This is a genomic window from Xanthobacter sp. DMC47 (genome assembly GCF_056313845.1).
In genome coordinates this window covers 204,252-225,600 of sequence record NZ_JBQUZM010000005.1, presented here as the reverse complement: position 1 = coordinate 225,600, position 21,349 = coordinate 204,252, and the positions used below count along the sequence as shown (strand labels likewise).

Annotated in this window: 18 protein-coding genes; 6 read left to right on the top strand and 12 right to left on the bottom strand. The window is 68.9% G+C overall.

All coding sequences use genetic code 11. The features are described from left to right. Positions 1-110 precede the first annotated feature (110 nt). From ACT54R_RS21250 to ACT54R_RS21225, 6 genes are all read right to left on the bottom strand, one after another. Positions 111-1,868, bottom strand: coding sequence for a NirA family protein (locus tag ACT54R_RS21250; RefSeq protein WP_476329672.1), 1,758 nt, complete (start codon positions 1,866-1,868; stop codon positions 111-113). Positions 1,869-1,890: 22 nt separating this feature from the next. Beyond that, on the bottom strand, positions 1,891-3,105 hold the full coding sequence (locus ACT54R_RS21245; RefSeq protein ID WP_476329669.1) for an NAD(P)/FAD-dependent oxidoreductase: 1,215 nt from the start codon (positions 3,103-3,105) through the stop codon (positions 1,891-1,893). A 10-nt stretch (positions 3,106-3,115) separates the two neighbouring features. Then, positions 3,116-3,541, bottom strand: a complete 426-nt coding sequence (locus ACT54R_RS21240) for a globin family protein (RefSeq protein ID WP_168457712.1) — start codon at positions 3,539-3,541, stop codon at positions 3,116-3,118. Positions 3,542-3,650: 109 nt separating this feature from the next. Continuing rightward, entirely contained in the window at positions 3,651-4,445 is a 795-nt protein-coding gene (locus ACT54R_RS21235; RefSeq protein WP_476329666.1) for an ABC transporter ATP-binding protein, read from the bottom strand. A gap of 32 nt (positions 4,446-4,477) precedes the next feature. Beyond that, positions 4,478-5,371, bottom strand: coding sequence for a nitrate ABC transporter permease (gene ntrB, locus ACT54R_RS21230; RefSeq protein ID WP_476329664.1), 894 nt, complete (start codon positions 5,369-5,371; stop codon positions 4,478-4,480). 65 nt (positions 5,372-5,436) lie between these two features. Further along, complete coding sequence (locus ACT54R_RS21225) at positions 5,437-6,813, bottom strand: CmpA/NrtA family ABC transporter substrate-binding protein (protein ID WP_476329661.1); 1,377 nt, start codon at positions 6,811-6,813, stop codon at positions 5,437-5,439. Between the two features lie 496 nt (positions 6,814-7,309). Here ACT54R_RS21225 and polA point away from each other — a divergent pair, with 496 nt between their 5' ends. The 3 genes from polA to cysG all read left to right on the top strand — a co-directional run bounded on the left by polA (position 7,310) and on the right by cysG (position 12,634). Further along, positions 7,310-10,306 carry a DNA polymerase I gene (gene polA, locus ACT54R_RS21220; RefSeq protein WP_476329658.1) on the top strand — a complete coding sequence of 999 codons (2,997 nt, stop codon included), beginning with the start codon at positions 7,310-7,312 and terminating at the stop codon, positions 10,304-10,306. Between the two features lie 212 nt (positions 10,307-10,518). Continuing rightward, entirely contained in the window at positions 10,519-10,863 is a 345-nt protein-coding gene (locus tag ACT54R_RS21215) for a RidA family protein (RefSeq protein WP_237354573.1), read from the top strand. Between the two features lie 262 nt (positions 10,864-11,125). Then, entirely contained in the window at positions 11,126-12,634 is a 1,509-nt protein-coding gene (cysG, locus tag ACT54R_RS21210) for a siroheme synthase CysG (RefSeq protein WP_476329654.1), read from the top strand. Between the two features lie 16 nt (positions 12,635-12,650). On the opposite strand, the gene ACT54R_RS21205 is transcribed toward cysG, so the two are convergent. Next, positions 12,651-13,967: a sensor histidine kinase gene (locus tag ACT54R_RS21205; RefSeq protein ID WP_476330119.1), complete on the bottom strand. Its 1,317-nt coding sequence runs from the start codon at positions 13,965-13,967 to the stop codon at positions 12,651-12,653. A gap of 25 nt (positions 13,968-13,992) precedes the next feature. After that, the gene (locus ACT54R_RS21200; protein ID WP_168457495.1) at positions 13,993-14,658 is read right to left on the bottom strand and encodes a response regulator transcription factor; all 666 of its coding nucleotides are present in this window, start codon (positions 14,656-14,658) and stop codon (positions 13,993-13,995) included. Positions 14,659-14,782: 124 nt separating this feature from the next. Here ACT54R_RS21200 and ACT54R_RS21195 point away from each other — a divergent pair, with 124 nt between their 5' ends. Genes ACT54R_RS21195 through ACT54R_RS21185 form a run of 3 tightly spaced genes read left to right on the top strand, consistent with a single transcriptional unit; the run spans position 14,783 to position 17,500 of the window. After that, a complete protein-coding gene (locus tag ACT54R_RS21195; RefSeq protein WP_168457496.1) occupies positions 14,783-15,559 on the top strand; it encodes an ABC transporter ATP-binding protein in 777 nt (258 codons plus the stop codon). Positions 15,560-15,569: 10 nt separating this feature from the next. Next, the gene (locus ACT54R_RS21190; protein WP_168457497.1) at positions 15,570-16,436 is read left to right on the top strand and encodes an ABC transporter permease; all 867 of its coding nucleotides are present in this window, start codon (positions 15,570-15,572) and stop codon (positions 16,434-16,436) included. A gap of 50 nt (positions 16,437-16,486) precedes the next feature. Further along, positions 16,487-17,500 carry an ABC transporter substrate-binding protein gene (locus ACT54R_RS21185; RefSeq protein ID WP_476329649.1) on the top strand — a complete coding sequence of 338 codons (1,014 nt, stop codon included), beginning with the start codon at positions 16,487-16,489 and terminating at the stop codon, positions 17,498-17,500. Positions 17,501-17,569: 69 nt separating this feature from the next. Here ACT54R_RS21185 and ACT54R_RS21180 read toward each other — a convergent pair whose 3' ends face one another. The 4 genes from ACT54R_RS21180 to ACT54R_RS21165 all read right to left on the bottom strand — a co-directional run bounded on the left by ACT54R_RS21180 (position 17,570) and on the right by ACT54R_RS21165 (position 21,344). Then, positions 17,570-18,925 carry a dicarboxylate/amino acid:cation symporter gene (locus ACT54R_RS21180; RefSeq protein ID WP_476329647.1) on the bottom strand — a complete coding sequence of 452 codons (1,356 nt, stop codon included), beginning with the start codon at positions 18,923-18,925 and terminating at the stop codon, positions 17,570-17,572. Between the two features lie 71 nt (positions 18,926-18,996). Next, positions 18,997-19,368, bottom strand: a complete 372-nt coding sequence (locus ACT54R_RS21175) for a cupin domain-containing protein (RefSeq protein WP_476329642.1) — start codon at positions 19,366-19,368, stop codon at positions 18,997-18,999. A 3-nt stretch (positions 19,369-19,371) separates the two neighbouring features. Beyond that, the gene (locus ACT54R_RS21170) at positions 19,372-20,412 is read right to left on the bottom strand and encodes a quinone oxidoreductase family protein (protein ID WP_476329639.1); all 1,041 of its coding nucleotides are present in this window, start codon (positions 20,410-20,412) and stop codon (positions 19,372-19,374) included. 11 nt (positions 20,413-20,423) lie between these two features. After that, a complete protein-coding gene (locus tag ACT54R_RS21165; RefSeq protein ID WP_476329636.1) occupies positions 20,424-21,344 on the bottom strand; it encodes a beta-keto acid cleavage family enzyme in 921 nt (306 codons plus the stop codon). Positions 21,345-21,349: the final 5 nt, after the last annotated feature.

The following is a 21,349-nucleotide window of genomic DNA, read 5'->3' as shown; positions in this document are numbered from 1 at the left end:
CGGGACACGAGCCCGCTCTCGCGCCCCGGACGCATGGAGCGTCAGCGGAATGCGAGCCGGGGCCCAGCGCACAGCGTCGCGCAGCGGCCGAATGGAAGAGGCCGGGCGGTTCATGCCGCCGCCGCCAGCGCCTTCAGCGCGTCGGGGTCGAGGCGGCGGGTGAAGTCGGCGAAGGTCTCGCCCGCGGCGCGGTGGGCGACCCAGCTTTTCAGCAGGCGTTCCACCACGGCCGGGGCGTCGTCCGCCGGCACGAACTGGTAAAGCTCGCGGGCGATGGCGGCCGCGCTGCCGAAGCCTCCGCCGACGAGGATGTGATAGCCGTCCACCGTGTCCCCGTCGTCATTGACGGGCACCCGCGCCCCGATCAGCCCGATATCGCCGATATAGTGCTGGGCACAGGAATTGTGGCAGCCGGTGACATGGATGTTCACCGGCCCGTCGAGGGCGACCCGCTCTTCGCAATGAGCCAGAATGGCCCGCGCGGTGCCCTTGGTGTCGGCCGCCGCGAAGCGGCAGCCCTTCGCCCCGGTGCAGGCGACGATGCCCGCCTGGAGCGGCGTTGCTTTGGTGGTGAGGCCGAGGGCTTCCACCGCGTCCGTGACTGCGGCGATATCGGCATCGGCGACGCCGGAGATGAGGAGGTTCTGCCAGACGGTGAGGCGGATATCGCCATCGCCGAAGCGCGCCGAGATGTCGGCGAGGCCGCGCATCTGCGCCGCGCTCATGCGGCCGACGGGGGTGGCGACGCCCACATAGTTCCGCCCCGCCTGCTTCTGCGGATGCACGCCCAGATGGGCCAGCCGGTCCGGCTCCGCGCGCGGCTTCACCGCCGCGGCGGCAAGGCGGGTGAAGGGGCGGCCGAGCTTTTCCTCCACCAGCTTCAGGAAGCTGTCGAAGCCGAGGGAATCGAGCACATATTTCAGCCGCGCCTTCTTGCGGTCGGTGCGGTCGCCGGTGTCGATGAAGGCGCGCACGATGGCCGCCGTCACGTCCACTGCCTCGTCGGGGGTCACCACGATGCCGGTGTCGCGGGCGAAATCCTTGTGGCCGGTGATGCCGCCCAAGACGAGGCGCAGCCACACGCCGGGAGTGATGCCGAAGCCGTCGATCACCTCCACCGCCTGGAAGCCGATGTCGTTGGTGTCCTCCAGCGCGCCGATGGTGCCGGCGCCGTCGAAGGCCACGTTGAACTTGCGCGGCAGGCCGTACATGTCGCGGCTGTTCAGGATGTAATGGTGCCACGCGCTCGCCAGCGGGCGGGTGTCGAGGAGCTCCTGCGTGTCGATGCCGGCGGTGGGGGTGCCGGTGACATTGCGGATGTTGTCGGCGCCCGAGCCCTTGGCCGTGAGGCCGAGGGAGACCAGCCCCTCCAGCACGGCGATGCCGTCGGTGGGGGGGATCTCGCGGATCTGGAGATTGGCGCGGGTGGTGATGTCGGTGTAGCCGCCGCCATGGCGCTCGGCGATGTCGGCGACGCCGCGGAACTGCCAGTGGGTGAGGATGCCGCCGGGAATGCGCATGCGGCACATGAAGCTGTCCTGCGCGGGGGCGACATAGAACAGGCCGTGATACTTCCAGCGCAGGACGTCCGGGCCCTTCGGAAAAGTGCCCTCACGGGCGGCGGCGCGCATGCGGTCATAGGCGTCGAGGCCCAGTTCCTCGCGCTTGGCCTTCTCTTCGGGCGTGAGCTTCTTTCCCGCCGCTTCCGTGCGGGCCATGGCGCGATGGCTCGCGGCATCCGGGCCGGTCATTTCCGCGACGGAGGCGGCTGCGGGCGCGGGCGCGCTCCGGGCGATCTGCACCGCCTTGGCGCCGGAGACGAAGCCTTCCAGATAGCGCTTCTGGTCGAGGGTGAAATCGGCGCCCATGGGGTTTCCTTTCTTCTTCTTGTCAGGCTGCGGCGGCCACCGCATCGCGGCCGAACGCAAGCTCGGGGCGCATGGCGGCGATGGGGGTGCGGCGGGTGATGAGGTCGAGGTAGAAGAGGCCGTCCGCCGTGTCGCCGAACAGCACGGCCCCGGCGAGCAGGCCGTCCTTCACGATGAGCCGGCGGTAGACGCCGAGGCCGCGATCGGTGAGCACGATGTCCTCCGTGCCCGCGCCTCCGGTGACGTCGCCGGCCGAGAAGACGGGCACGCCCGACACCTTGAGATTGGTGGAGACCACCGAGCCCTGATAGTGCGCATCCTCACCCGCGAGGCGCCGGGCGAGCACGCCGGCCTGCTCATAGGCGGGGGCGACAAGGCCGTAGGTCATGCCGCGATGCTCGGCGCATTCGCCGATGGCGAAGATGTCGGGATCGGACGAGGCGAGGGTGTCGTCCACCACGATGCCGCGCTTCACCTCCAGCCCCGCCCCACGGGCGAGGTCCGCATTGGGGGTGACACCGCACGCCACCACGAGAATGTCGGCGGGGAGGACGCGGCCATCCTTCAGGCGCAGGCCGGTGACATGGCTTTCGCCCTCGATGGCCTCGCTGGCGGCGCCAAGCAGCACCTCGATGCCCTTCGCCTCCACCGCGCGCTTCAGGAAGGCGCCGGCGGCGGCGTCGAGCTGGCGTTCCATCAGCCGGTCCATGAGGTGGACGAGGCGGGTCTCGACGCCCGCGCCGGCGAGCCCCGCCGCGGCCTCGATGCCGAGGAGCCCGCCGCCGATGACCACGGCGCGGGTGCCCGGAACGGCGGCGGCGGAGAGCAGGGCCTCCACGTCCTTCAGGTCGCGGAAGGTGTGGACGCCGGGCAGCGCCATGCCCGGCAGGGGCAGGCGGATGGGGTGGGAGCCGGTGGCGAGCACCAGCTTGCCGAAGGGCAGGCGGCGGCCGTCGGCCAGCACCACTTCGTGGGCGGCGCGGTCGAGCGCGGCGGCGGGGGTGCCATATTGCAGGGTCACGCCCCGCGCGCGCCACCATTGGGCGGGCTTCATCTCCGCCTCGGCGGCGGCCATGTGGCCGGCGAGCACCTCGGAGAGCAGCACGCGATTGTAGGCGAGGCAGGGCTCCGCCCCGATCACCGCCACGGCGTGGCGGCCGAGCGCGCGGGAGGTCAGCTCCTCGCAGAGCTTCGCGGCGGCCATGCCGTTGCCGATGACGAGAAGGGGCTCGCTCACGCCTGCCTCCTCACTCGGCCGGAACCGGCGCTTCGGCGGCGGCGGCGATCATCACGGAAGAAAGGATCGCATAGGCCTTTGCCCAGGCTTCCTCCGTCTCCGGGGTGAAGTCGGGGCCAAGGCCGCGCTCCAGCGTCCAGATCAGCGCGGCGCCGACGGGGGCGTAATGCTCATCCTTCACGCCATAGCCCACATGCTTGCGGGCAAGGCTCTCGGCGGCCGGGACGATCTTCGACAGGTCGCTGAGGCCGGCGACGACGAGGCCGAGCGTCGCCATGAGCTTCGCGCCCTGGAGGCTCATGTCGCCCTTGAACAGGGGCTTCACCTCGGGCGCGATCTCGAACAGCCGGCCGTAGAAGACGGTGGCAGCGGTGTCGGCGATGGGCACCACCTTGCGGAATGAATCCTGGATCAATTCGATCTGGTGCGGGGTCAGGCTCATGGCGAAATTCCTGGATGAAGGGCGCACGGACCCGCGCGCCGGTTCGGCGCGTGGTGTCGGCGGTCTGCGGCCGGCGCGGGCAGGCCCGCGCTTCTGCCGTCTGCTAGGCGGCCTCGACGAAGCGGTGGCGCTCGTGGAGGAATTTCAGCACCGCCTCGCGGGCCTTGAGGTAGGTGGGGTTGGTCACCAGCTCGAGGCGCTTGCGCGGGCGGGGCAGCTTCACCTCCAGCACCTCGCCCACATAGGCGGAGGGGCCGTTGGTCATCATCACGATGCGGTCGGACAGCAGCACCGCCTCGTCCACATCGTGGGTGATCATCAGGATGGTGTTGCCGAGCGTGGCGTGGATCTGCATCACGCTGTCCTGCAGGTGGGCGCGGGTGAGCGCGTCCAGCGCCCCGAACGGCTCGTCCAGCAGCAGCACCTTCGGCTCCATGGCCAGCGCCCGGGCGATGCCGACGCGCTGCTTCATGCCGCCGGAGATTTCGGACGGGCGCTTGTCCTTGGCGTGGCCCATCTGCACGAGGTCGAGATTGTGCAGGGTCCAGTCATGCCGCTCGGCACGCGAGCGGGTGCCGGAGAACACCTTGTCCACCGCGAGGCGCACGTTGTCGTAGACGGTGAGCCAGGGCAGCAGCGAGTGGTTCTGGAACACGACCGCGCGGTCCGGGCCGGGGGCGTTCACCTCCCGCCCGTCGAGGATGACCCCGCCGGTGGTCGCCCGGGTGAGGCCGGCGACGATGTTGAGCAAGGTGGACTTGCCGCAGCCGGAATGGCCGATGATGGAGATGTATTCCCCCTTTGCGATGTCGAGGGAGACATCGCGCAGCACCTCGGTGGTGGCGGCGCCGCGGGAGAAGGTCTTGCCGATCTGGCTGAGCTCGAGATAGGCGGGCATCGAAGCCTCCTTGAAGATGGGGTCGGGCGGGCTCAGGAAGCCTGCGTGCCGCGGGTGACGAAGGCGCCGATGCCGGCCACCAGGCGGTCGAGCACGAAGCCGACGACGCCGATGTAGACGAGGGCCACGATGATGTCGGGCAGGCGGGAGGAGTTCCACGCATCCCAGATGAAGAAGCCGATGCCGACACCGCCGGTGAGCATCTCCGCCGCCACGATGGCGAGCCAGGAGAGGCCGATGCCGATGCGAAGGCCGGTGAAGATGTAGGGTGCCGCGGACGGCAGCATGATCTTCCAGAAGAATTCGAGCGGGTTCAGCCGCAGAACCTGCGCGACGTTCCGGTAATCCTGCGGGATGTTCCGGATGCCGACCGCCGTATTGATGATGATCGGCCAGATGGCGGTGATGAAGATCACGAAGATGGCGGAGGGGTTCGAGTCCCGGAACGCGGCGAGCGCGATGGGCAGCCACGCCAGCGGCGGCACCGTGCGCAGCACCTGGAAGATGGGATCGAGCCCCCGCATGGCCCACACCGACTGGCCGACGATGGCGCCGAGCGCGATGCCCGCCACCGCCGCGAGGCCGAAGCCCACCGCCACGCGCTGGAGCGAGACCATGACGCGCCAGCCGAGGCCGATGTCCTGCGGGCCGGCGACGAAAAAGGGATCGAGGATGAGGTCCTTTGAGTCCGTCCAGATGCGGCTGGGCGGCGGCAGCGTGGCGCCCGCGCCGGAGCACAGGATCTCCCACAGGAGGCCGAGCAGCACCACCATCACCAGCGGCGGAATGACGGTGGCGGCGACGGACTTGGCATAGCCCGGCCAGCGGGAGGGGCGGCGGGCGGCGACGGGTTTCATCTTGACGACTTCTGCTGTCCCGGAGCGTCGGACCTCGCGGGGCGGCTCCTTCAAGGCGGTGACGGACATGGGCACAAGCTCCGGGTCTGGATATCGGGAAGAGGCCCCCTCCGCACGGGAGGGGGCGCAGGGGCTCAGGCGTCGACGCGCTTGATGCCGAGGCTCTTGAGGTAGGCCTGCGGATCGGCGGGATCGAAGACCTTGCCGTCGAAGAAGGTTTCCTTGCCGCGCGAGGTGGTGGCGGGAATGTCGCTGGCGGCGACGCCCAGCTCCTTGGCCGCCTCGCGCCAGATCTCCTCGCGGTTCACCTTGGCGACGAGGGCGTTGATGTCCGTCGTGGGCTCGAACTTGCCCCAGCGGATGTCCTCGGTGATGAACCAGGCATCATGGCTGCGGAAGGGATAGGAGGCGTGGTCCATCCAGAACTTCATGTACTGGTCGGAATTCTTCACCACGCGGCCGTTGCCGTAATTGATGTCGCCGATGGCACGGCCGTAGATGTCGGAGACGGGCACGTTGAACCACTGCCTTTTGCCGACAATCTCGGACATCTCCTTCTTGTTCTCCATCTTGTCGCACCATTGCTGGGCTTCCATGACGGCTTTCAGGATGGCGCGGGTGGCGTTGGGGTTCTTGTCCACATAGTCGGCACGCATGCCGAGCGCCTTCTCGGGGTGCTGCTTCCAGATCTCGCCGGTGGTGCAGGCGGTGAATCCGATGCCCTGGTTCACCAGCTGCTCGTTCCACGGCTCGCCCACGCAGAAGGCGTCCATGTTGCCGACCTTCATGTTGGCGACCATCTGCGGCGGGGGCACCACGATGGTGGAGACGTCCTTGTCCGGGTCGATGCCGGCGGAGGCCAGCCAGTAGCGGATCCACAGGTCGTGGGTGCCGCCCGGAAAGGTCATGGCGATCTTTACTTCTTTGCCCTCGGCCTTCTTCTTGGCGAAAGCCTCTTTCAAGGCGCTGGCGTCGGCCGTGACCTTGAGGTCCTTGTATTCGTTGGAGACGGAGATGGCCTGCGCGTCGAGGTTGAGGCGCGCGAGGATGTACATGGGGGTCGGCACGTTGTTCTGCGTCACCTTGCCCGTGGAGATGAGGTAGGGCATGGGCGTGAGGATGTGCGCGCCGTCGATGCCGTTCTTCTCGCCGCCGAGCACGAGGTTGTCGCGGGTGGCGCCCCAGGAGGCCTGCTTCACCACCTCCACGTCGGGCACGCCGTGCTTGGCGAAGAAGCCCTTCTCCTTGGCGATGACGAGGGGCGAGGCATCCATGAGCGCGATGTAGCCGAGCGTCGCCTTGGTGGTCTCCGGCGCCGCCGCATAGGCCGCCGGCACGCCGCCGGGGAACGCCATGCGGATGCTCTCGAACAGCGCGGCGGTGCCGAGCGCGGCGGCCGTGCCCTTCAGGAGCGAGCGGCGCGAGACGCCGGGGGCAGCAGCGGCCGGCGTGGTGTTCGATGCGGCGGCGGATTCGGCGGCGGCGGACTCGGTCTTGGAAGCGTCGCTCATGTTCTTTTCCCCTGGATCGGCAAAGGCGGACGCGGAGACCCGAAACGAAAAAAGCCGCGGACATGCTCACGACCTTCCGGTCATGGCTGTCAGCGGCTCTGCTGCGGGTCCCATCGTTGGGACGAATATGGGGCGCGGTCATCATCGACTGCGCCGCGATGATAAAAGCAAGTGATGGGCCAACTGCGCCCGGATGCTTACGCCTTTGATTCTGAAATTGAATTTCGACTGATGAAAAATTGGGCGTGCCTAGGGTCTGCACTTCCGTTGTTCATCTGGTGATGCAGATGCCTGCGAAGTGTGCGCTGCGGCACGGCTTGGCCATTGGGCTCGCGGGCTTTCCCGCCCCGTCGGCGCGCCTGTTCGGCGGGGTGCCGCGGCACTTGTCCCCCGCCGCCCCCTCGGGCATCGTGCGCGCCTCGATCGACCCCCGATCTTGCGACCCCCGATCCCGACCCCTGATCGCCGCTGCCGCCGGACCTTTGAAGGACGCGCCATGTCCCCCTCTCCCCGCCCCCTCAAGCCCGGCGACCATGTGTTCCTGGTGGATGGCTCCTCCTTCGTGTTCCGCGCCTATTTCCAGTCCATCAATCAGGACCGGAAGTACAATTTCCGCTCGGACCGGCTGCCCACGGGCGCGGTGCGGCTGTTCTGCACCAAGCTGTTCCAGTTCGTGCGCGACGGGGCCGTGGGCATCCGCCCGACCCACCTCGCCATCGTCTTCGACAAGTCGGAAGATTCGTTCCGCAAGGAGCTTTATCCCGACTACAAGGCCAACCGCTCCGAGCCGCCGGACGAGCTGATTCCCCAGTTCCCGCTCATGCGCGAGGCGGTGCGCGCCTTCGGCCTCATCCCGGTGGAGCAGGCGCGCTACGAGGCGGACGACATCATCGCCACCTATGCCGAGCAGGCGGTGAAGGCCGGGGCGGACGTGCTCATCGTCTCCGCCGACAAGGACCTGATGCAGCTCATCGGCCCCAAGGTCGCCATGTATGACCCCGCCTCGGGCGAGAGCGGCGGGCGCGGAGCGCGCCCGGAGCGGCGCATCGGCCTCGGCGAGGTGGTCGAGTATTTCGGCGTGCCGCCGGAGAAGGTCACGGACGTGCAGGCGCTGGCCGGTGATTCCACCGACAACGTGCCCGGCGTGCCCGGCATCGGCATCAAGACCGCCGCCCAGCTCATCGCCGAATATGGGGACCTCGAAACGCTGCTCGCCCGCGCTGGCGAGATCAAGCAGCCCAAGCGCCGCGAGTCGCTGCTGAACAATCAGGAAGCCGCGCGCATCTCCAAGCAGCTTGTCACGCTGGTGCGCGACGTGGCGGTGGAGGTGCCGCTGGAAGATTTGGTGCTGGAAGACCCGGACGCGAAGCGCCTCATCTCCTTCCTCAAGGCCATGGAATTCACCACCATCACCCGCCGCGTGGCCGAGGCCTATGGCGTGGAAGCCGGCGAGGTGGAGCCGGACCCGAAGCTGGCGCCGAGCGGCGGCGATCTCTTCGCCCCCACATCTCCGGCCCCCGGAGCAGAAGGCGCCGCTCCGACCCCGCCGGGCGCCGCCCCCGCCGCGACGGCCACCGCCCCCACCGGCACGCCCACCCCCTCCGATCTCGCCCACCAGCGCGCGCAGGCCGCGCGGGCGACGCCGGTGGACCGCAAGGCCTATCGCACCATCCTCGATCTTGCCGAGCTAAAGGCGTGGTGCGCGAAGGCCATGGACCTCGGCGTCGTCGCCTTCGACACCGAGACCAATTCGCTGGACCCCATGCAGGCGGACCTCGTGGGCGTCTCGCTGGCCCTCTCGCCCAGCGAGGCCTGCTACATCCCTCTCCTGCATCAGGGCGCGGGGGACGGCCTGTTCTCCGAGGGCCTGCTGCCGGGGCAGATTTCGCTCGCCGATGCGGTTGCGGCGCTCAAGCCCGTGCTGGAGGACAAAGGCACGCTCAAGGTCGGGCACAATGTGAAGTATGACGAGCTGGTGCTGGCCCGCCACGGCATCCAGGTATCGCCCATCGACTGCACCATGTGCATGTCCTACGCGCTGGACGCCGGCCGGAACGGCCACGGCATGGACGAGCTCTCCGTCCTCCATCTCGGGCACCAGCCCATCGCCTATTCGGAGGTGACGGGGAAGGGCAAGGCGCAGATCACCTTCGACAAGGTGGCGCTGGAGCCCGCCACGGCCTACGCCGCCGAGGATGCGGACGTTACGCTCCGCCTCTGGCAGGTGCTGAAACCCCGCCTCGCCGCCGAGGGCCGCACCACCGTCTACGAGACGCTGGAGCGCCCGCTCATTCCCGTGCTGGCGCGCATGGAATCGCGCGGCATCGCCATCGACAAGGCCATGCTGGCGCGCCTCTCCTCCGAGTTCGCGCAGGGCGCCGCGCGGGTGGAGGACGAGATCGCGGAACTGGCCGGCGAGCGGCTGAACGTGGGCTCGCCGAAGCAGATGGGCGACATTTTGTTCGGCCGCATGGGCTTGCCCGGCGGCACCAAGACCGCCACCGGCATGTGGTCCACCAAGGCCACCGCGCTGGAGGAGCTGGCCGAGCAAGGCCACAAGCTGCCGCAGAAGATCCTGGAATGGCGCCAGCTCTCCAAGCTCCGCTCCACCTATACGGATGCGCTGCCGAACTTCGTGCATCCGCAGACGAAGCGCGTCCACACCTCCTATGCGCTGGCCGCCACCACCACCGGGCGGCTCTCCTCCTCCGATCCGAACCTGCAGAACATCCCCGTGCGCACCGAGGAAGGCCGACGCATCCGCCGCGCCTTCGTGGCGGAAGAGGGCAACCTCCTCGTCTCGGCCGACTATTCGCAGATCGAGCTGCGGCTCCTCGCCGAAATCGCCGAGATCCCGGCACTGCGGCAGGCCTTCACGGACGGGCTGGACATCCACGCCATGACGGCCTCCGAGATGTTCGGCGTGCCGGTGAAGGACATGCCGGGGGAAATCCGGCGGCGGGCGAAGGCCATCAATTTCGGCATCATCTACGGCATCTCCGCCTTCGGCCTCGCCAACCAGCTCTCCATCCCGCGCGAGGAGGCGGGGCAGTACATCAAGCGCTATTTCGAGCGCTTCCCCGGCATCCGCGACTACATGGAGGAGACCAAGACCTTCTGCCGCGAGCACGGATACGTGGAGACGCTGTTCGGCCGGCGCTGCCACTATCCCGACATCGCGGCGAAGAACCCCTCCATCCGCGCCTTCAACGAGCGCGCCGCCATCAACGCCCGCCTCCAGGGCACCGCCGCCGACATCATCCGCCGCGCCATGATCCGCATGGAGCCGGCGCTGGCCGAGGCCGGGCTCTCCGCGCGCATGCTGCTGCAGGTGCACGACGAACTGGTGTTCGAGGTGCCAGAGGCCGAGGCGGACGCGACGCTGCCCGTTGTGCGCCACGCCATGGAGACGGCAGCCGCCCCGGCCGTGCAGCTTGCCGTGCCGCTGAAGGTGGACGCGCGGGCGGCGAAGAACTGGGAAGAGGCGCACTGAGGGGCGGCGTCTTTCTACGCTCTTCGTTCGCTCTTTTCGCCGTCTTTCCCTCTTTCGCCGTCGTCCTCCGGCTCGACCGGAGGACCCATCCCTCCGCGGGGGCAAATGTCGACATGGGCCCTCCGGTCGAGCCGGAGGGCGACGGTGAGGTGGTTGACGCCTGTGCCCCCGAAGCTGCTAAACACCCGCCATCCCCAACACGAGGACACATCATGAGCATCGAACGGCTCGACAAGGGCGCCCGCATGAGCGAGGCGGTGATCCACGGCAACACCGTCTATCTCGCCGGCCAGGTGGCCGAGGGGCCGGACGTGGAGAGCCAGACCAAGGCCGTGCTCGCCTCCATCGACAGCCTGCTGGCCCGCGCCGGCACCGACAAGTCGCGCATCCTCACTGCGACCATCTGGCTGTCGGACATCAAGAATTTCGCCGCCATGAACAGCGTGTGGGACAGCTGGGTGGACAAGGCCAATCCCCCCGCCCGCGCCACCAGCGAAGGCAAGCTCGCCGCGCCGCAGTTCCTGGTCGAGATCATCGTCGTCGCCGCCCGCGGCTGATCTGCCGGGCATCTCCCTCTCCCCTCGAAGTCGGCTTTTGCCGACTCCTGTTTCACGAAACGAACTCGGCATCAGCCGAGTTCAGGCGGGAGAGGGTGGATCGCGGCGCAGCCGCGAGACGGGTGAGGGGGTGGCGCCGCGATCGCATTCCCGGCGGCGTTTACCCCTCACCCCCGGCCCCTCTCCCGCAAGGGGAGAGGGGTGGCGCCCGGTGGACTTGAAGCTTACTTTCTTCGCCTGACGATACTCCGGAGTTCCATCCATGGCCGCCCCCGGCGCCGAGCCCAACGCCCCCCGTGCCCCGCGAGAGACGCGGCAGGCGCGCATGGAGGCGCTTGCCCGCCTGCCGGTGTTCTTCGGGTTGGAAGGCCGGCGCGTGCTGGTGGCGGGCGGCGGCGAGCCGGCGGCCTGGAAGGTGGAGCTTCTCTCCGCCGCCGGGGCGCGGGTGGAGGTGATTGCCCCCGCCGTCTGCGAGGACATCTGGCGGCTGGCCGGCGCGCCCGCCCTTGGCCCGCATAACTTGGGCGCCATCGCCGTTCATGTGCGCGACTGGCACGACGACGACATCGCGGGCGCGGCCCTCGCCATCGGCGATTTCGAGGATGCGGACGCCGCCGAGCGCTTTTCCGCCGCCGCCCGCGCGGCCGGCGTGCCGGTGAATGTCATCGACCGGCCGGCTTTGTGCGACTTCACCTTCGGCGCCATCGTGAACCGCTCGCCCCTCGTGGTGGGCATCTCGACCGACGGCGCGGCTCCCGTGTTCGGACAGGCGGTGCGGGCCAAGATCGAGGCTCTGCTGCCCTCCGGCTTCCGCGCCTGGGCGCAGGCGGCGAAGGCCTGGCGCGCGTCCGTCACGGAACGCGGCCTTTCCTTCCACGCCCGCCGCGCCTTCTGGGAGCGGTTCGCGGCCAAAGCCCTCGCCGAGCCCCATCGCGCGCCGGAAGAAGCCGACCGCGCCGCCTTGTTCGCGGCGCTCGAGACGCAGGGCGCGTCCCCGCACGGTGGTTCCGTGGTGCTGGTGGGCGCGGGGCCGGGCGATCCCGAGCTTCTGACGCTGAAAGCGGTGCGCGCGCTGCAATCGGCGGACGTGGTGCTCTATGACGATCTCGTCTCCGCGGCGATCCTCGATTTCGCCCGGCGCGAGGCGAAGAAGATGCTGGTGGGCAAGACTGGCTACGGTCCCTCCTGCAAGCAGGACGACATCAACGCGCTGATGGTGGACCTCGCCCGCGAGGGCCGCCGTGTGGTGCGCCTGAAGGGCGGCGAGCCGATGATCTTCGGCCGGGCGGGCGAGGAAATCGCCCACTGCCGCGCGGCCGGCGTGCCGGTGGAGGTGGTGCCGGGCATCTCCTCCCCGCAGGGCGCGGCGAGCCGGCTCGTCACCTCCCTCACCCATCGCGACCATGCGCGGCGGCTGCAATTCGTCACCGCCCATGCGCGGGACGGCAAGCTGCCCGCCGATCTCGACTTCAAGGCGCTCTCCGACAAGGCGGCCACAACCGTCGTCTACATGCCGCGCCGGACCCTGCCGGACCTCGTGCGGAATCTCCTCACTGCCGGCATAGAGCCGGCGACGCCGGCCATCGCCATCTTCTCGGTGACGCGGCCGGAGGAAAAGGTGGTGCTCGCCACCGTCGCCAGCCTCGTGGAGGCGGTGACGCGCGCGGTGGATGCGGGGGCGGACGGCCCCTGCCTCGTGCTCTACGGCCATGCGCTCTCGGAAGTCGCCGCGCAGGACCTGCCGCAGGCGGCCGAGGCGGCGCGCGGCTGACCCATGGTCCGCCGTCTCACCTGAGTTCGAGGATCACGCTGAAATCACCGTCGCCGCCGGCGAAGCGCAGCGCGCCGCCGTGGGCGCGGGCGACTTCCCCGGCGATGGCGAGGCCGAGGCCGGAGCCGGACGAGGCCGTGCCCTTCTGAAACGGCAGGGCGACGCGCGCCTGATCCGACGCGGCGATGCCGGGGCCGTCGTCCCACACCCGCAGCGCCACGCCTTCGGCCGTGCGTTCCACGGACACTGACAGACGCTTGCGGGCGCCATGCACCAGTCCATTGTGGATCAGGTTGGCCAGCGCCTCGCCGACGCTGATGGCGTCCACGTCGAGCCGCGGCGCCCCGTCCAGCGGTATGAAGCTGATGGAGATTTCCCGGTCGAGGGTGAGCGGCACGGCGCGCGCCAGCACAGCCTTCGCCAGCGCGTTGAGGTCGGTGGGCGCAAGGCTCGGCGACCGGGCGCGGTGGAGCACCATGGCGTGGTCCAGCAACTGGCTGGTGAGCCGGCCGAGTTCGGCGACGCGCGACCTGAGCCCCTCCAGTTGCGTGGCCTGGGCCGGGTCGTCCGTCTCCAGCAGTTCCACCTGCGCATCGATGGCGGCGAGCGGCGTGCGGATCTGGTGGGCCGCATCGGCGATGAAGCGCTGCATCAGGGCGATGCGCTCCCTCAGGCGCAGCATGAAGCCGTCGATGGCCTCCACCAGCGCCCGCGCCTCGGGCGGCGGGGTGAGGGCGATGGGGCTGAGGTCGTCGGGCTGCCGGCCGGCGATCTCGCGCTCGATGCGGGTCAGGGGCGAGAAGACGAGGCGCAGGCTGAGCGCCGCCGTGGCCAGGGCGAGAAGGCTCATGGCCGCGATCATGGCGAGGGCCTTGAAGGCGAGGTCGGACGTGAGCGCGGCGCGCGCGCCGAGCGTCTGCGCGACGATGATGCGGGTCCAGCCATCGCCGGGCGCGCCCTCCACCTTGCGGACGAGGCCGGCGATGCGCACCGGCTGCCCCTGATACTGGCCGTCCTCCAGCACGACGCCCTGCCTGAGACGCTCCGGCGAGGCCGAGAGGGCGAGGTCGCCATAGCCCGCCACCACGATGCCGCGCGGGTCGGTGACGCTGTAGAACACGAGGTCATAGGCCGAGAGCGTGGCGATGGCAGCGACCGGCGGATCGAGCGTCACCACGCCGCCCTGGAGATAGATGTTCTCGGCGATCTGCACCGCCCCGCCCACCAGCAGCTTGTCGTAGGCATCGCGGGCGGCCAGCGCCGCATATTGCCAGGCGGCGAGGCTCAGCGCGGCGGCGCCGAGCAGCAGGATCGCCGCCAGCGCGGCGAGCATGCGGGCGCGGAGGGAGGCCCTAAGGTCACGAAGCGACAAGCTGGTAGCCCAGGCCGCGCTCGGTGCGGATTTCCACGGAGGTGGCGGCGAGCTTGCGGCGCAGCCGGGTGATGAACTGCTCCACCGCATTGGTGCTGGGATCACGGTCGAAGCCGAACAATTGCTCCAGCAATTCCTCCTTGCCGACGAAGGCGCCGGGGCGCGAGGCGAGGATTTCCAGCACGGTCAGCTCGCGCCGGGTGAGATCGAGGGGCGCGCCTGATATCATGGCCGTGCGCCCGGCGCGGTCGATCACCAGCGGGCCGGCCTTGATGGTGTTGTCCGCCATGCCCGCCGCGCGGCGGAGCAAAGCGCGGGCCCGCGCCTCCAGCTCGCGATAGTCGAACGGCTTCACCAGATAGTCGTCGGCGCCGAGGTCGAGGGCGCTGATGCGGTCGTCCACCGCCGAGCGGGCGGTGAGCACCAGCACGGGCGTGCGCAGGCCGCGGCGGCGCAGATGCTTGAGCACCGTGAAGCCGTCCATATTGGGGAGCATCACGTCGAGCACCACGAGGTCGTAGGCCTGCACCTCGATCAGCTCGCTCGCGGTGCGCCCGTCCGTCTCCCAGTCCACGGCATAGCCGATGCGCTCGAAGCGCTTCTGCACCGCGAGGCCGATTTCCGGCGTGTCCTCCACCAGCAGAATGCGCACCGCATCCTCCCGCGATCATGGCAGCCCCGCGTCAGGTTCGGGTCAGGATCGCCGGCTATGATCCTAAGCAAGGCCGCCAAAGTGCGCCAAGAACAATTTGCGCCCGTGGGCGCGGGGAGGGACGATGACTTTGCATCCAGACCAGACTGGATTCGCGCCGCTGCTCAGCGTCGAGGGCGTGACGCTTCAATACAAGACGCCGGACAGTCTCGTCACGGCGACCTACCGCGTGGACTTCAAGGTCTACGATTCCGACCGCTTCGTTCTTCTCGGTCCCTCGGGCTGCGGCAAGTCCACGCTGCTGAAGGCCATCGGCGGATACATCACGCCCACCGAGGGCACCATCCGCCTCAAGGACCACGCGGTGAAGGAGCCCGGCCCGGACCGCATGATGGTGTTCCAGGAGTTCGACCAGCTCCTGCCGTGGAAGACCGTGGGCGAGAACGTGATCTTCGCGCTCACCTCCTCCGGCCGCCTCGGCGCCGCCGAGGCGCGCGAGCGGGCGCGGTCCTACATCGACAAGGTGGGCCTCACCAAGTTCATCGACAGCTATCCCCACATGCTGTCCGGCGGCATGAAGCAGCGCGTCGCCATCGCTCGCGGCATGGCCATGGAGCCGGACGTGCTCCTGATGGACGAGCCGTTCGCCGCGCTCGACGCCCTCACCCGCCGCAAGATGCAGGACGAACTGCTGCAATTGTGGGACGACACGCGCTTCACCGTCCTGTTCGTCACCCACTCCATCGAGGAGGCGATCAAGATCGGCACGCGCATCCTGCTGCTCTCGCCCCATCCGGGTCGCGTGCGGGCGGAGCTGAACAGCGTTCCGGCCGAACAGATGGGCACCTCGGCGCAGGTCGAGCTGGAAGCCCGCATCAACGACATGCTGTTCGGACACTGAGGACACGCCCGTGAACCAGACCCTCGCTTTGCGTCCGGAGATCGTCAATCCGGAAACGCCCCTCGGCAATGTCACCGTCGAGGCCACCCTTTCGCCCTTCGAGCGCATCTACCGCATCGGCGCGGTGCGCAAGGCCGTCATCCTCGTAGCGCTGGCGGCGCTGTGGCAGGCCTATGGCCTGTGGCTCGCCAATCCGCTGCTGTTCCCCACCTTCACCGACACGCTCTCGGCCTTCTTCGAGAACATCGCCAACGGGGTGATCCCGGCGCGCACCCTGTCCTCGCTGGAGACGCTGCTCATCGGCTATGCCATCGGCATCGTGCTCGCCGCCGTGCTCACCACCATTGCCATCGGCTCGCGGCTCGGGGCGGACCTTCTGGAGGCGCTGACCTCCATGTTCAATCCGCTGCCGGCCATCGCGCTTTTGCCGCTGGCGCTCATCTGGTTCGGGCTGGGCAAGGGCAGCGTCATCTTCGTGCTGGTGCATTCGGTGCTGTGGGCCATCGCGCTCAACACCCATTCGGGCTTCCGCGCGGTGTCCAAGACGCTGCGGATGGTGGGCATGAACTACGGCCTGCGCGGGCTAAAGCTGGTGCGGCTCATCCTCATCCCCGCCGCCTTCCCGGCCATCCTCACCGGCCTCAAGGTGGGCTGGGCCTTCGCCTGGCGCACGCTCATCGCCGCCGAGCTGGTGTTCGGCGTCTCCTCCGGTTCCGGCGGCCTCGGCTGGTTCATCTTCGAGAACCGCAACCAGCTGGAGACGGCCAACGTCTTCGCCGGCCTGTTCACCGTCATTCTCATCGGCCTCGCCGTGGAAAACCTGATCTTCGCCACCATCGAGCGCAAGACCGTGCATCGCTGGGGCATGCAGCACTGATCCGGGTTCGCCAGACCCGTCATTCAACGAAAACACAAAGGGAGAGAAACATGGGCTGGACGAAGAGCCTCGCGATTGCCGCCGTCGCCGTGGCGGCCACGCTCGCCGCCGGTGCCGCGCGGGCGGACGTGAAAGAGGTCCGCATCTCGAAGGGCTACGGCATCCTCTATCTGCCGCTCATCGTGATGGAGGACCAGAAGCTGCTCGAGAAGCAGGCGGAGAAGGCCGGCCTCGGCCCGCTCAAGGTCAACTGGCTGATGCTGGACGGCGGCAACGTCATCAACGATGCCATGATGGCCGGCTCCCTCGACATCGCCGGCACCGGCGCGCCCGGCTTCATCACTTTGTGGGCCAAGGCCAAGGGCATCCCGAACGTGGAAGTGGTGGGCGTCAGCGGCCTGTCCTCCACCGCTTTGTGGATGAACACAAACAACCCGGCGGTGAATTCGCTGAAGGACTTCAAGTCCTCCGACAAGATCGCCTTGCCGGGCATCAAGACCTCCCTTTCGGCCGTCATCCTGCAGATGATGGCGGCGCAGGAATTCGGCCGCGAGAATTACGCCAAGCTCGATCCCATGACGGTGGGCCTGCCCCATCCCGAGGCGCTCGCCGCCCTCACCGCCGGCCGGACCGAGATCACCGCGCACTTCACCTCGCCGCCCTTCTCCTATCTGGAGGTGAAGAACCCCAACGTGCGCCGGGTGGCGAACTCGGTGGACATCCTCGGCCGCCTGACCATGGACGTGACGTTCGCGCCCAAGCGCTTCGTCGATGCCAATCCGAAGGTGGTGCAGGCCTTCCTCGACGCGCTCGACGAGGCGGACGCTTTCATCGCCAAGGACAAGGCGGCGGCCGCCGAGATCTATGTGCGCACCTCCAAGGTGAAGACCACCAAGGAGGAGGTGCTGGAGATGCTGGAGGACAAGGACACCTGGTTCTCCACCACGCCCGAGGGCATCATGAAGATCGCAGATTTCATGCACCTCGCGGGCTCCATCAAGGTGAAGCCGGCGAACTGGGGCGACCTGTTCGTGCCGCAGCTGCGCACCCGCAACGGCAGCTGACGCGCCGTCCTCCCGAATGCCGACGCCGGCGCTGATCGCTCAGCGCCGGCGTTTTCTTTCGACAGCTCCTCAGGCCTGCTGCTCGTTCCGGAGCACGGGGACGGCCAGCGCCTCCGCGGGCTCGGGCATCGCGACGGGCGGGCTCGGCTCGCCGGCCAACGCGGCGGTGAAGCGGGCGTGGTCCAGCTCGCCCTCCCAGCGCGCCACCACCACCGCGGCGACGCCATTGCCGATCATGTTGATGACCGCCCGCGCCTCGCTCATGAAGCGGTCGATGCCGAGGATCAGCGCCATGCCCGCCACCGGGATGGTCGGCACCACCGAGAGCGTGCCCACGAGGGCGATGAAGGACGCGCCCGTCACGCCCGATGCGCCCTTGGAGGTGAGCATCGCCACCGCGAAGATGGCCATCTGCTGGGTGAAGGAGAGATCCGTATTGGTGGCCTGCGCCACGAACAGGGCGGCAAGGGTCATGTAGATGGACGTGCCGTCCGTGTTGAACACGTAGCCGGTGGGCACCACCAGGCCAACCACGGGCTTTGGCACGCCGGCGCGCTCCAGCTTCTCCATCAGGCTCGGCAGCGCCGAGTCCGAGGAGGAGGTGCCGAGCACGATGAGGATCTCCTCCTTGATGTAGGCGAGGAACTTCAGCACGCTGAAGCCCGCCCACCAGCACACCGCGCCGAGCACGCCGACCACGAAGATGGCGCCGGTGAGGTAGAAGGTGCCGATCAGCATCATCAGCGGCCCGAGCGAGGCGACGCCATATTTGCCGATGGTGAAGGCCATGGCACCGAACGCGCCGATGGGGGCGAGGCGCATGATGACGTTCAGCGCCCCGAACACCAGGTGCGCGCCCGCCTCGATGGTGTCGCGCACCGGCTTGCCGCGATCGCCGAGATGCGAGAGCACGTAGCCGAACAGCACCGAGATGAGCACCACCGGCAGGATGTCGCCGCGGGCGAAGGCATCCACCACGGTGTTGGGCACGATATTGATGAGGAAGTCCGAGATGGACTGGTCCGCCGCCTTGCCGGCGTAGGCCTTCACCGCCGCGCTGTCGAGGGTGGCGGGATTGGCGTTGAAGCCGGCGCCGGGGCGCACCACGTTGGCAACGATGACGCCGATGGCGAGGGCGATGGTGGACATCACCTCGAAGTAAAGCAGCGCCTTGCCACCCACGCGGCCCACCTTCTTCAGGTCGCTCATGCCGGCGATGCCGGTGACCACCGTGCAGAAGATGACGAGGGCGACGATCATCTTGATGAGCTTGATGAAGACATCGCCGAGCGGCTTCATGTCCACCGCCACCGCCGGCCACAGATAGCCGACGACGATGGCGAGGGCGATGCCGATGAGCACCTGGATGTAGAGCACCTGATACCAGGGTTTGCGTCGGCGGACGGCGTGGGCTGTGTGGGCCATGGGGGCTTCCTCCGGTGGGGCGTGCGGGGCTGCGCCGCCCTCGTGTTGGTCTTGGGTTGGGGCGGTTGGGTTCAGGGCGCTCCGGCGGCGGCCGGGGCCAAAGACGCGGGGGCGAGCGGCATCACCAGCAGCACCACGGCGGGCGCGGTGCCGTTGTTGCGCAGCTGGCGGCCCTCACCGGGGGCGATGCGGCAGGAGTCGAGGCGGGCGAGCCGCACCTCCTCCAGCCCGTTGGAGAGGAGGAGTTCGCCCTCCAGCACCAGATAGATCTTCTCGACGTTCGAGGCGTCGAGGGTGGTGCCGCCGCCCGGCGCGAGGGTGGAGAGACCGAGCCACACGGTGTCCGCCGGCCCGGCCTCCCGCCCCTGGAGGCGCCGCATCTCCATCAGATGGTGGCCGGGGGCCTCATAGGCGGGCGCGGCGTCGATGCGCACGACGTGCATGGGTCAGGCCTCCGGCAACAGCAGGATGCGGTCCTGCGTGGAGCCCATCACAGCCGCATAGGCGGCGCGGGCCTCCGTGAGGGGGAAGAGCGCGCGGTCGTGGATGGGGAAAGGCTTGAGCGCGCCTGCCGCAAAGCCCGGCGCCAGCGCCGCGAGGATGCGGCCGGTCTCCACCGAATTCAGCGCGATGGTGTCGATGCCCACATAGGTGTGGCGGCCCTTGTAGAAGGCGAGGATGTCGAAGGTGACGAAGCGTTCGATGGCGGCGATGAACACCGCGCGGGCGCCCACCGCCATCGCCTTCTGGCCGATGTCGTAGAAGGGGTCACCCACCGTGTTGAATACGATGTCGGCGCCCTTGCCCTCGGTGAGGGCGCGTACGCGGGCGGGCACGTCCTCGGCGCTGGCGTTGAGCACGAGGGGCGGCACCAGGGTATCGCCGATGAAGGGCTCGTCCCGGCGCACCACGCCGATCACGCGGGCGCCGCGCCAGGCGGCGATCTGCGCCACCGCCTGCCCGACCTTGCCGTTGAGGCCGAGCACCAGCACCGTCTCGCCAGGCTGCGGCAGGCCGGCGCGGCGCAGGCCCTCCCAGGCGGTGACGAAGGGCACGCCGATGCCGGCCGCCTCGCGCAGGGAGACGCCAGTCGGCACCTCCACCACGGCGTCGGCCTCCACGATCATGTGGCTCGCCTGCGCGCCGTCCTGCCGGATGCCGAGGTCGCCGGAGGAGCCGAAGACGTTGCGTCCCAGCAGCGCCTCGGGGCCGGCCACCACCGTGCCGGCATAGTCACGGCCGGGGGTGCGGGGGAAGACGGCGTAGGGCATGAGCCCGGTCGCCGCCTTGGCATCGGAGGGGTTCACCGCGGCGGCGGCGATCTTCACCACCACTTCGTCGGGGCGGAGCGCGCGCAGCGGCGCCTCCTCCAGCACGAGGTCGATGGCGGCGTAGCTGTCGGCCTTCGCATTCAGCCTCAGGCCCCGGCGGACAATGGGGGCGATCTGCGGACGTTCGGCAAGGAGGGTCATGGCAGGCAAGGTCATGGGATGATCCGTCATTCGGCGGCGGCCGGAGCACGCTCCGGGCGGGCGGGGGCGAGGCCGAGCAGAGCGCGGGCCTCGGAGGGGGTGGCGATGGTGCCGCCCAGGGCCTCCACGATGCCGCGCGCCTTGGTGACCAGCGCGGCATTGGAGGGGGCGAGCACGCCGCGATCGAGATAGACGCTGTCCTCCAGCCCCACCCGCACATGGCCGCCCGAGAGATAGGACATGGCCACCATGGGGAACGCCGCGCGGCCGATGCCGATGGCGGTGAAGGCCGTGCCCGCCGGCAGGAGGTTGCGGGCGTAGAGCACGGTTTCCGGCGAGGGCTGGAAGCCGTAGCGCACGCCCATGACAAAGGAGGCGAGCACGGGGCCGGAAAGCGTGCCGTCGGCGAGGAGATCATGCAGCAGGGCGATGTCGCCGGAATCGAACAATTCCATCTCCGGCTTCACCCCGGCGTCGGCGATCACCTTGGCCATCCGCCGCACATTGGCCGGCGTGTTGATGACCACCGCGCTGCCCGAATACATGGTGTTGAGGTCGAGGGTGCAGATGTCCGGCTTCAGCGCCGCGATGTGGGCGACGCGCTCTTCCGGCGGCAGCAGCGTGGTGCCCGGTGCGGCGATCTTCGGATCGTCCTGCGAGGGCACGAAGCGCCCGCCCGGCCCGGTGGTGATGTTGAGGATCACCTCGGAATTCTGGGCGCGGATGAGGCGGATGGTCTCCTCATAGAGCGCCAGCTCCATGGAGGGCGCGCCGGTGGCGGGATCGCGCACATGGATGTGGACCACCGCCGCGCCGGCCTCGGCGGCCTCCAGCGCGGAGGTGGCGATCTGGAAGGGCGTGATCGGCAGATGGGGCGTCTGGTCCGGCCGCGTGAGGTTTCCGGTGATGGCGCAGGTGATGAACACCCGGGGCAGGGGCGCGCGCATGATGG

Excerpts from the sequence above, each read along its gene's own strand:
- ACT54R_RS21170 (WP_476329639.1), bottom strand. The coding sequence starts at position 20,412 with ATGACCTTGCCTGCCATGACCCTCCTTGCCGAACGTCCGCAGATCGCC.
- ACT54R_RS21205 (WP_476330119.1), bottom strand. The coding sequence starts at position 13,967 with ATGCTCGCCGCGCTGGCGGCGATCCTGCTGCTCGGCGCCGCCGCGCTG.
- ACT54R_RS21225 (WP_476329661.1), bottom strand. The coding sequence starts at position 6,813 with ATGAGCGACGCTTCCAAGACCGAGTCCGCCGCCGCCGAATCCGCCGCC.
- ACT54R_RS21180 (WP_476329647.1), bottom strand. The coding sequence starts at position 18,925 with ATGGCCCACACAGCCCACGCCGTCCGCCGACGCAAACCCTGGTATCAG.
- cysG (WP_476329654.1), top strand. The coding sequence starts at position 11,126 with ATGGCCGCCCCCGGCGCCGAGCCCAACGCCCCCCGTGCCCCGCGAGAG.
- ACT54R_RS21175 (WP_476329642.1), bottom strand. The coding sequence starts at position 19,368 with ATGCACGTCGTGCGCATCGACGCCGCGCCCGCCTATGAGGCCCCCGGC.
- polA (WP_476329658.1), top strand. The coding sequence starts at position 7,310 with ATGTCCCCCTCTCCCCGCCCCCTCAAGCCCGGCGACCATGTGTTCCTG.
- ntrB (WP_476329664.1), bottom strand. The coding sequence starts at position 5,371 with ATGTCCGTCACCGCCTTGAAGGAGCCGCCCCGCGAGGTCCGACGCTCC.
- ACT54R_RS21165 (WP_476329636.1), bottom strand. The coding sequence starts at position 21,344 with ATGCGCGCGCCCCTGCCCCGGGTGTTCATCACCTGCGCCATCACCGGA.
- ACT54R_RS21250 (WP_476329672.1), bottom strand. The coding sequence starts at position 1,868 with ATGGGCGCCGATTTCACCCTCGACCAGAAGCGCTATCTGGAAGGCTTC.
- ACT54R_RS21185 (WP_476329649.1), top strand. The coding sequence starts at position 16,487 with ATGGGCTGGACGAAGAGCCTCGCGATTGCCGCCGTCGCCGTGGCGGCC.
- ACT54R_RS21235 (WP_476329666.1), bottom strand. The coding sequence starts at position 4,445 with ATGCCCGCCTATCTCGAGCTCAGCCAGATCGGCAAGACCTTCTCCCGC.
- ACT54R_RS21215 (WP_237354573.1), top strand. The coding sequence starts at position 10,519 with ATGAGCATCGAACGGCTCGACAAGGGCGCCCGCATGAGCGAGGCGGTG.
- ACT54R_RS21195 (WP_168457496.1), top strand. The coding sequence starts at position 14,783 with ATGACTTTGCATCCAGACCAGACTGGATTCGCGCCGCTGCTCAGCGTC.